Here is a 10,131-nt window from a genome sequence, read left to right on the forward strand (position 1 = left end):
CCAGGCGGGATGCCCGGCGTCGTGCGCCCGGCAGGATCGACCGGACAGGGCCTAGGCGGAGGCGTCCTCGGCCGCCTCCAGCCAGCCGAGGGCGGCGACCTGGATGCCGGCCTGGAAGCGGCTGCGGGCGTCCATCCGGACCATCAGGTCGGCCATCATGCGGCGGACGGTGCGCAGGGAGACGCCCAGGCGCTGGCCGGCCCGTTCGTCGGTGAGGCCCTCGGCGAGCAGGCGGAGGAGTTCGCGCTCCTGGCCGGTGAGGCCGTGCGGGTCGCGCTGGGTGCTCTCGCCGAGCGGGCGGGCGTGTTCCCAGACCTGGTCGAAGAGGGCGCGCAGGGCGGTGACGACGCCGGGGCTCTGCAGCAGGACGGCGCCCTTGCGGGGGTCGTCGGGGTCGATCGGGACGATGGCGGTGGCGTTGTCGACCACGATCATGCGCAGCGGGAGGGTGGGGGTGGTGCGGACGGCGCCGCCGAGGCCGTGCAGCCAGCGGGCGTACTGGACGGTGGCGGGGTCGTTGCGGACGCTGTCCTGGTAGACGGTGCGCATCCGGACGCCGCGTTCCAGGGTCTCCTGGTCGAGGGTGCGGCTGGCCTCCATGACGGGGGCGGGCTGCGGGCCGCCGGGGGCGAAGGAGAGCACCTCGGCGGTGGCGTCGGAGGCGAGCTGGATCAGCCGGTCGCGGACCTGGTCGAGGCTGGAGAGCATCTCGATGCCGCGCTGCCCGCCCGCGCCGGGGGCGTGGATGCTGGCGTACTCGGCGATCAGGCCGGCCATCGCGGCGCGGCTGCGTTCGGCCTCGCGCTGGCGGCGGGCCTCCTCGGCCTCCTGGTGGGCGAGCAGCGCGGCGAGGCCGCGTTCGGGGTTGACGGCGCGCCAGCGGGTGCCGCAGCTGGCGGGGCGGGTGAGGGCGAGGTCGGCGAGCCGGTCGAGGGCGTCGCCGATCTCGGCCTCGGTGGAGTCGAGGTGCCCGGCCAGGCCGCCGGTGTCGAGGTCGGGGTGCAGCAGCATGGCGCGGTACACCGCCTCGCCGAACGCGTCGAGCCCGATCGGGCCGCCGGCGGTCAACGGCCGGTCTTCCGCGTGCTCCGGTCCGTGCCCGTCCGCGTGGTTCTGCCCATGTCGACCTCCAGCGCGCCGTGGTGCGGCGCGCCCCCCGGATTCGTGCTGACCGGCGCCCGGCTGGTGCCGACAGGTCAGTGTGAAGAAATGGCTTGCGGAGATTCTGTCGCACGGGTGGGCGAGGCGTGAAGACCATCAGACAACTGTCATCTTCGTGCCAGGCGGGGATGTGACACCCGTCGTACCGCGCGGATCGGTTCGGGATTTGCCACGCTGGACGGATGTACGCGATCCGCCTGGAGTTGGTCCCGCCGTCCGCCGCGGGGCGGTGCGCGGAGTCCGCCGGGGCCGGTCCGGTGCGGGCCGCGCTGCTGCGGCTGCCGCTGGACGGGGCCCGGGTGTGCCACGCCCGGGTCCGGGAGGGGGCGGACGGGCTGGCTGCGGTCTGCTTCCTGACGGCCGCTTCGCTGCTGGCCGCGGAGTGGGCGCTGCGGGCGGGCGCGGCGGCGCTGGTGGGGCCGGACGGGCCGCTGGCGGGCTGGTCGGTGGCGCACTGCGAGGCGGATCCGTGGTTCGCGCTGGGCCTGTGGCAGGACCGCGCCCGTAGCTGACGGTGCATCAACAAGCAGGTCGGGGAGCTGTCCTCACAGTGTCACGGCACTCTGGTGCCAGCTCCGGCTACTGACACGGAGGGGCTCCGGGGAGCACTCTCGTTGTTGTCGGCAGGACGACGGAGCGAGGACGCGGCAGCAGCCCCCGGCGGGGGACGCGGACCGCACCGGGCACCTGGCGGCGGATCGCACCACACCCCCGGTGGCAGCCCGGGGTCAGCCGAACGCGAGAGGATCGGGCACTCCCATGTCGCTGAACATCCGTTTTGTCACGATTGCCATGATGGGCGCACTGGCCGTGGGCGGCGTCGCCACCGCCGCCGAACTGGCCGGCCCGGCCCGGCCGGGCGCCGTGGTCGCGGCCGACGCGGCGGTCGCGGACGGCCCGCAGCAGCCGGGCGACGCGGCGCAGGCGACCGTGGTCGGCCCCGGCGTGACGGACCCGAGCCCGGTGCCGTCCGGCAGCCCGACCCCGTCCCCGACCGCCAGCGCCCCGCAGCAGTCCGGGACCTGGGGCTGGGGCTGATCGGGCCGGAGCGGACCGGGGAGGCGCGCGGATGACGACCGCACTGGAACGCCCGCTGGGGCAGCGGGACTTGGCGCACCGGTTCCCGATCGGCGGGACCGCGGTGGAGTCGGCGGCGCAGGTGCTGCTGGCCGACGGGCACCACCTGTTCCGTTCGGGGCTGGGGGCCCTGCTGGACCGGGAGGAGGACCTCGCGGTGGTCGCCGAGGCGGCCGGCGGCGAGGAGGCCGTCGCGGCGGCGGCCCGGGTGCGGCCCGCGGTGGCGGTGCTGGGGCTGGACCCGGAGCAGGCGGACGGGCCGGTGCTGGCCCGGCTGGTGCAGCAGGCGGCGCCGGGCGCGGCGGTGCTGCTGCTGGTGCCGGCCCTGCCGCGGACGGCGGAGTCGCGGCGGGCGCTGGTGGAGGGCGCGGCCGGGGTCCTGCTGAAGGACGTGCAGGCGCCGGCGCTGATCGCGGCGGTGCGCGAACTGGCCCGCGGCGGCCGGGTGTACGACCCGCGGCTGGTGCTGGACGTGGTGCGCACCGGGCAGGCCGGGCCGCTGAGCCGCCGGGAGCTGGCGGTGCTGGGCGAGATCGCCGAGGGCAGCACGGTGCGGGAGGCGGCCGCGGCGCTGTCGCTCTCGCCGGGGACGGTGCGCAACTACGTCTCGGCGGCGATCGCCAAGACCAGGGCCCGCAACCGCTGCGACGCGATCCGGATCGCCCGCGAGTGCGGCTGGCTGTAGGACCGGCACGAGGAGGCGCAGGCTCGCCGACGACCCGTCAGATTCCCGCTGACGGGTCGCAGGCGCGTCTGCGTACGGGTGCTCAGAAGTTCTCGCCGAAGCCCTCCCCGGCGCGGGCGGCGGCCACCACGTCCGCGAAGCCGTGCGCGGTGCGCGGCACGCCGGCCGGGCGGCTGCCGATCAGGAACTCGCCGACCGAGGACTCCGCCGTCCAGTCCAGGCCCAGCGCCCGGGCGGCGGCGTCGGTGTCGCCGGAGCCGAGGCCGCAGGGGGCCAGGCCCATGGCGGTGGCCACCAGGTAGAGCGTCTGGTAGAGCACGCCGACGTGCTTGAGGGTCAGCGCGTAGGCGATCTGGCTGTACTTCCAGGACAGCCGGCCGAACCGGCTGGTGACGGTGAGCAGCACCTGCGGGTCGACGGTGCAGGCGGTGGCGCGCCAGGCGGCGGTGACGAGTTCGCTGAACGCGGCCTCCTCGCCCGGGTGCTGGAACGGGCGGGGGCGCAGCCGGTGGGCGGCGGCGTCGTAGCGGTAGACGCCGGGCTCCAGGCCCACGCACTTGACCACCGAGAGGTAGACCTCGAGTTCGCCGGTGGCGCCGCCGGCCGGGTAGGGGCGTTCGACGCCGTCGTAGCCGTGCGGGTCGGCGGGGTCGCCGGGGATGACCCGGCGGACCCGGGCCACCCGGTAGAGCAGTTCGGCGAGTTGGTCGAGGGTGACGGGGGTGTCGGCGTAGGAGCGTACCGAGCGGCGGCCTTCGAGGACCTCGCTGAGGGCGGGGTCGCGGGCGACCACGGTGTCCCAGTCGGGGACGGGCAGGTCGATGCCCTCGCCCTCCTCGCGGGAGCCGGGGGCGGAGACCGCGGGCAGCTGCGGGACGTCCTGGTGGGCGAAGACGCCGCCGGTGGGGTAGTCGTGCCGGCCGGGGCGGCTGCGCGAGTGGAACAGCAGGTCGTGGAAGTCCCAGAGCGGGGCCTCGGCGCCCTTGCCCGCGTCCAGGAAGCCGCCGCCGGCCAGCAGTCCGGCCAGCGCCTCGCCCTCGCCGGGGCTCATCCCGGCCAGCAGGGCGGCCTCCTCGGCGGTCCGGGAGGCGCTGAGCGCCGCCACGAAGGCGCCCGCGGCGGCCTGGTGCAGGGTGAGGCGGAACGGGGCCATCGGCGATTCGAGGACGCAGCTCTCGCCGTCCTGGCCCTGGCCGTCCGGCAGGCGGCGCAGGTAGGCGAACCGGGAGAGCACCAACTGGCCGGTGGGGCGGGCGAATCCGGGCAGGGCGGCGGAGCGGGCGATCGGCACGGCGGTGGCCAGCGGGGTGCCGAGCGGGTCGGCGACGGTGGTGGTGACCAGGTACGGGAAGCGTTCGAGCAGTTTGAGCAGCCGGACGTGGTCGAGGGCCAGCAGGTCGAGGTCGGCGTCGGCGCGGGTCAGGTCGAGCAGCGCGGCGACGGTGCGCTCGCCGAGCGCGTGGACGCGCTGGCGGCCCCACGGGTGGGCGAGTTCGACGTCGGCGCCCTGGGCGGTGACCTCGACCTCGGGGCGCAGCCGCAGCAGGCGGCGCAGCGGGTGGCGGCCCCCGGTGGCGGGGGCGGGTGGCAGGGTTTCGATGACGGTCATGGTGTACCTCCCCGGAGGGGCGGGGCAGCCGGGCCCGGCTGCCCCGCGTGCGGTCAGATGAAGATGGGGATCGGGTTGAGCTCGCTCTCCGGGGTCGGGGTGTCCAGCCAGCCGAGCCGGACCGGGACGTCGTAGAGCCGGCCGGGCGCGAACCTCGCCCAGAAGTGCCGCATGCCGGGGACGATCACCCGGGCGACGGGCAGCCCCACGTCGGGGCGGGTCTGGTCGGCGACCAGGAACTCCATGCCGCGGTCCTCGACGATCTTCTGCACGAGGGCGAGGTCGTCGGCGAGGTCGGGACCCGCGAGCGGGAGCCAGCTGGCGGGGGTGGAGCGCGGGGCGTTCGGGTCGGGCAGCAGGTAGGGCTGGTTGGCGACGGTGGCGGTGGTCCACCACGCCTTCTGCTCGGGGTCGGCGCCCGCGTAGCCGACCCTGCCGTGCTCGTCCCCGGCGACCGGGCCGAGGAACTGGTTCATCTCGGTGAGGGCGCGGGTGAGGGCGATGTGCGGGTCGAGGTGGGCGCCGAACGCGATCAGCACGTCCTCGTTGGTGCCCGAGCCGGGCCGGGCGTCGGTGCGGCGGGAGAAGGCGCCGACCACCGGGATGCCGAAGTCGGCGGTCAGGTCGAGCGCCCAGATCTCCCGGCGCAGGCCGCGGTAGACCTCGCGGAGCTGGTCGACGTACGGGTCGCCGAAGGCGTCCAGGTCGACGGCGGGGCGCTGCACCCGGTTGTACCACCAGAGCGCCACCGCATCGCGTTCGACGAGTTCCAGGAAGCCCTGGAGCACGGCGTCCTCGAAGGAGGTGCCGGCCGCGCAGCCGTTGGAGTCGCCCGCGGCGTAGAACCGGCCGCTGTGCCGGTAGCCGTAGTACATCGCCTGGGTGGGCAGCCAGCGGTGCCGCTGCTCGGTCAGCGACCAGGCCGGGGACCACTCGATCGGGTCGTCCGTGCGGAACGGGACGGGGACGACGTTGAACATCGACTGCTTGACGTTCCAGCGGTCGCGCTCGGCGTACTGCTTCGCGGAGTACAGCAGGGTGCGCTCGGGGTGGATCGCGGCGTCGCCGAGTTCGGCGAAGGTCGCGGTGCGGCGGGCCTCGTCGCCCTGGAAGACGCCGGAGAAGCGCTCCATGGCCTCGCCGAGCGCGGAGGCCCGGGCCTGCACGTCGGTGCGGCCCTTGCCGCAGGAGACCGAGCGCAGGCCGGTGCGCAGCTGCTTGAGGTCGCCGCTCTGCCGGGACAGGTTCTGCCCGGAGACGTAGACCCGCAGACCGGTGGGGGTGCGGGCGGCGGGGACCAGGGTGGTGACCACGCCGGTGACCGGGCTGAGCTGGGGGCGGTACTTCTCCAGCATGTCCTCGGGCGAGGCGGAGCGGTGGCCGCCGTCGGCGGTGAACGCCTTGGGGCGGGACTCGAAGGCGACGGGGGCGAGTTGGCGCCCGGAGACCATCGCGTCGTCGCCGCAGGACGGGCACTGCGGGCGGCGCACCAGGACGTGCTTCTCGCTCTCCAGCAGCACGGTGTCCAGGGTGGTGACGGCGGGCTGCGGCGGGCGGGCGCCGGCCAGCCACTTGGCGGTCTCCAGGGCGGCGAGCTGGGTGCCGAGCGCCAGGGTGGCGGGCAGGTGGGCGCCGGCGGTGGAGATCGGCTGGTCCTGGCCGAGCCGGTGCTGCAGGTAGCTGAGCGACTGCCGGTTGGCGGACAGCCGGTGCGCCAGGCACTCCCAGCAGCCCGAGCCGTCCCCTTCGGGACCGTCGGGGCTGAACACCGGGCCGACCCAGACGATCGAGCCGACCGGGCGGGCCAGCAGCCAGGGGCGGCCGTCGGCGAGGGCCTGCCGGTTGCGTTCGGCCAGGCCGGGGTGCAGGTAGTCGTCGGTGAGCGCGACGGTGAACTCGGCGTCCTGGTCGGCGGTGACGCCCGCGGCGGCCAGCGCGGCCAGGAACGGGGCCGGGTCGAGTTCGCCGTGCACCTCGACCCGGACGGTGGCGGTGCGCAGCGCGGTCATCGCGGTGTCGCCGTCCTGCCCGGCCATCTCGAAGAAGGCCGCGCCGGGGCGGTCGGTGGCCGGGTCGGCGGCGGTGACCCAGCCGCCCGCGCGGAGCTTGTCGACGCCGGCGCGGAGCTTGTCGGCGGGGACGACGCCGTCCAGGGCGGCGCCGATCTGCTCGGCGGTGCGGGTGCCGTCCAGCAGCGGGGCGAGGGCCTGGGCGAGCCTGCCGTCGACCACCGAGACGCCGCGCTCGGAGACCAGGTAGACGGCCTCGCCGTCGACCACGTACGGGGTGAAGTGGCGTTTGAAGCCGATGAGTTCGGACATGGCGGGTACTCCTCGAAGCGGCGCGCGGTCAGCGCAGGGTGGCGAGCGGGGCGGCGGAGGCGTCGTGCAGGCGCAGCAGCAGCAGGCCGACGGCGACGGTGCCGTCCAGCGCGCCGAGGTTGACGGCGTCGTGCGCGGCCCGGTCCGGGAACCAGGTGCCGTGCAGGCGGTGGCGGGTGAGCAGTTCGCGGACCATCAGGGCGGCGGCCTCGCGGCCGTCGTAGAACGGGCCGGGCAGCAGCGCCTCGGCGGCGTCCTCGGGCAGGGTGTGGACGAGTCCGGCCTCGGCGGCGGTGAGCGCCTCGGTGGCGGCGGCGAGCAGGGCGCGGCCGGTCAGGGCGGCGAGTTCGGGGCCGGTGACGGGCGGGGCGAGGGCGCCGAGGTCGGCCCCGTCGACGGCGTCGGCGCCGAGCGAGACGGCGGTGTCCAGGCAGGCGAGCCGGCCGGAGCGGGTGCCGGTGGCGAAGCGGTGGGCGTGCAGCCGGGCCCGGACGTCCTCGGGGTCGGCGAGCAGCGCGGGGGCCTCGGCGAGGGTGCGGGCGAGCGCGGCGGCGATCGAGTCGGTGCCGCCGGGGACGAGTTCCAGGAAGTCGAACGCGGTGTGCTCGTCGGCGAGTCGGTCGATCGCCCCGGCGGCGAGCTGCCGGATCGCCCGGTCGGTGTCGGCGTGGCCGGCGCCCGCGGCGCGGCGCAGCCGCAGCAGGTTGAGCAGCAGGCCCGCGGTGCCGAGCGGGACGTCGGCGTGCGGGATCCGCACCGGGCGGCCGGGCCGGTTGGAGGCGGACTCGGCGACCGACACGGCGCCGGGCACCAGGGCCTGGGCGGCGGTCAGGAAGTCGGTCTCGCCCAGCAGCAGTCCGCCGCGGGCCAGGCCGTGGATGATCGCGCCGGGGCCGAAGAAGCCGCCGGGGACGGGAGCGCCGGAGGCCAGCCGGGAGTCCCCGGCGAACGCGAAGGCCATCGGTTCCTTCGGGTCGATCAGCGCGGCGGCCTCGGCGAGCAGACCGTGCGCGGCCCGGTGGAAGCGCGGTTCGCCGGTGGCGGACCAGAGTTCGGCGAGCAGCAGGGCGATGCCGAGCGTGCCGGAGGTCAGGTCGGGGCCGAGCGCCTCGACCTGTCGCAGGCCGGTGCCCGGGTACCAGCTCTGGCCGAGCCAGCCGGTGGGGCGCCGGTCGGCGAGGATGCGGTCACCGAGTGCCGTGGCGGCGGCCAGCAGTTCGCCGGAGGTGGGCGGTTCGGCCGCGCGCAGCGGCCGGGCCGGCTTCGCCGGGGGCTGCTCGGTGCCGGCCCGGGCGGCGTCCGTGCAGCCGGACAGCACGGCGACGTGCCCCTCCAGGTCGAAGCCGTCGAGTTCGGCGACCCGCTGCTGCAGGCGCTGCCAGCCGGTGGACTGGAAGTGCCCGGGAACCTCCCGGCCGTCGGCGGTGAACACCGAGGAGGAGGTGGTCAGCGAGCGGAAGAACGGGATGTCGAAGGAGCGGAACGAGTCGAGTTCGGCGAGCACCACCTCCAGCAGGTCGCCGCGGGCGGCGTCGCCCGCGCGGGCGGTGACGGCGCCGCGCAGCGCACCGGCGATGACGGTCTCCCGGGTCGCGCCGTCGTCCAGGGCGAGCGGGCTGGTGGAGGCCCGCAGGATCTTGTAGCCGTCCCAGGTGTGGCGCCAGATGTAGCGCACCCAGATGCCCCGGAACCCGCCGAGCGGGCCTTCGGGGTCGGCGAGTTCGCCGCGCAGCCGGTGCAGTGCCGCGTGCATCTCGCGGTAGCCGTCGACCACCTCCTCGGTGTACTGCCACGGGTCGGCCGGCTGCCCGTCGTGCACCGGGCGGTAGGCGGGCAGCGGCAGGGCGGGCACGCCGGGGGCGGTCTCCAGGCTGCCGACCCGGGACAGGCAGCCGATGTCGAGGGCGTCGGTGCGTCCGGCCGGGGTCCACGCCTGGAAGGCCATCGCGGTGCGCACCACGGTGGTCTCCAGCTCGTCCAGCAGGCCGTGCTGGCTCTCCGTCAGGACCGGCGGGGCCTGGACCCGCGGGTAGAGCAGGCACTCCAGGTCGATCAGGACGGGGTGCTCGCCGTCGGCGAGCAGGTTGTCGGCCCACAGGTCGCGGCCTTCGAGCAGCTGCACCAGCCGGATGGTCATGCCCAGGCGGCGGTAGAACCGGGCGAAGCCCGCGCGGTCGGCGCAGGGGCGGGACGGGACGAGCTCCTCCCAGCCGTAGTCGCCGGAGCAGTCGGTGCTCAGCGAGGCGCCGTGGCCGTCGTCGCCGCGGTCGGAGCGGATCAGCACGGTGCGCAGCGGCAGGTCGAGGCTCAGTTCGCGGTTGAGGCGCTCGACCAGGCCGAGGAAGGCGGTGGCGTGCCGCATGTCCTTGGGCTTGTAGACCACGCCCGCGCCGCTCTCGAAGCGCAGCAGCGCCACCGAGCGGCCCTGGGCGTGCCGGTCGCCCGCGTCGCCGTGCACCGAGTCCAGCGCGCCCGGGTCGGTGCCGCCCCACATCTCGGCGACCAGGCCGGCCCGGTCGGCGGAGAGCCGGGCGAACATCTCGGTGTACATCTCCTGCCACTGCCGGCAGACGGTGCCGATCAGGTAGGCCAGCGCGGGCAGCCGCTCCAGCCGGGCCAGCCAGCCCGCGGCGGAGGCGTCCGGGCCGCCCTCGGCGTCCCAACCGGTGGCGCGGGGGCGGCCGGTGGCGAGCTGGAACTCCTGGCAGAGGGTGAGGTTGGCGACCTCGACCAGCCGTCCGGTGAGGGTGCCGACCACGTCGGCGCGGCCCTTCGCGGTGACCGGGACGCCCAGCACCGAGCCGTCCCCGGCGGGCAGCAGGGCGTCGGCGGCGGCCCGGAAGCCGGCCGCGACCGCGCCCGGGCCGGTGGCGGGCGCCTGGCTCTGGGCGCGCAGGAACACGGCCAGCGGGTACGCCCAGGACGGCAGCTTGGCCGGGTCGGCGAGGCGGACCCGGCGCAGGCCGTCGCCGAGCGGGCGGCCGGTCTCGGCGAGGTGGTCGAGCAGCACCCCGGCGGAGCGCTGGTCGCCCGCGGCGCGGCGCAGCCAGGTCTCGACGGCGGCGGTGCGGCTGCGCCGGTCCTCGGCCGGGTCGGGGGTGAACAGCGCCTGCCCGTCGTCGCGGGCGGCGGCGCGTTCCTCGAAGCTGGCCGCGGCGGCGATCACGGCGTGCAGCCGCTCGTCGGCGCCGGGCAGGCCGGGCAGCAGGGCGGTCGTCGGGGCCGCGTGGCCCGGGGTTCCGGCGGTGCGGAGCCAGGTCTGAACGTCGAGCGACATC

At 76.1% G+C, this 10,131-nt stretch carries 7 protein-coding genes; 3 read left to right on the forward strand and 4 right to left on the reverse strand.

Annotated features, from left to right (window positions below; all coding sequences use genetic code 11):
* Positions 1 to 51: 51 nt before the first annotated feature.
* Entirely contained in the window at positions 52 to 1,068 is a 1,017-nt protein-coding gene (locus tag EDD39_RS03135; protein ID WP_030459025.1) for a LuxR C-terminal-related transcriptional regulator, read from the reverse strand.
* 275 nt (positions 1,069 to 1,343) lie between these two features.
* On the opposite strand from EDD39_RS03135, the gene EDD39_RS03140 reads away from it, so the two are divergent.
* From EDD39_RS03140 to EDD39_RS03150, 3 genes are all read left to right on the forward strand, one after another.
* Positions 1,344 to 1,673 (forward strand): hypothetical protein, encoded by a 330-nt coding sequence (locus tag EDD39_RS03140; protein ID WP_123553266.1) that lies wholly within the window; start codon positions 1,344 to 1,346, stop codon positions 1,671 to 1,673.
* Positions 1,674 to 1,920: 247 nt separating this feature from the next.
* Complete coding sequence (locus EDD39_RS39225) at positions 1,921 to 2,199, forward strand: hypothetical protein (protein ID WP_162869925.1); 279 nt, start codon at positions 1,921 to 1,923, stop codon at positions 2,197 to 2,199.
* 31 nt (positions 2,200 to 2,230) lie between these two features.
* Positions 2,231 to 2,923, forward strand: a complete 693-nt coding sequence (locus EDD39_RS03150; protein WP_123553268.1) for a response regulator transcription factor — start codon at positions 2,231 to 2,233, stop codon at positions 2,921 to 2,923.
* An 82-nt stretch (positions 2,924 to 3,005) separates the two neighbouring features.
* Here the strand turns inward: EDD39_RS03150 and EDD39_RS03155 are convergent, their stop codons facing one another.
* The 3 genes from EDD39_RS03155 to EDD39_RS03165 are packed head-to-tail and all read right to left on the reverse strand — an operon-like array spanning position 3,006 to position 10,130.
* Positions 3,006 to 4,532, reverse strand: a complete 1,527-nt coding sequence (locus EDD39_RS03155; RefSeq protein WP_123553269.1) for a SagB/ThcOx family dehydrogenase — start codon at positions 4,530 to 4,532, stop codon at positions 3,006 to 3,008.
* A 53-nt stretch (positions 4,533 to 4,585) separates the two neighbouring features.
* Complete coding sequence (locus EDD39_RS03160) at positions 4,586 to 6,853, reverse strand: TOMM precursor leader peptide-binding protein (protein WP_123553270.1); 2,268 nt, start codon at positions 6,851 to 6,853, stop codon at positions 4,586 to 4,588.
* 28 nt (positions 6,854 to 6,881) lie between these two features.
* Positions 6,882 to 10,130, reverse strand: a complete 3,249-nt coding sequence (locus EDD39_RS03165; protein ID WP_123553271.1) for a type 2 lanthipeptide synthetase LanM — start codon at positions 10,128 to 10,130, stop codon at positions 6,882 to 6,884.
* Position 10,131 lies beyond the last annotated feature (1 nt).

It is taken from the genome of Kitasatospora cineracea (genome assembly GCF_003751605.1).
GTDB lineage: Bacteria > Actinomycetota > Actinomycetes > Streptomycetales > Streptomycetaceae > Kitasatospora > Kitasatospora cineracea.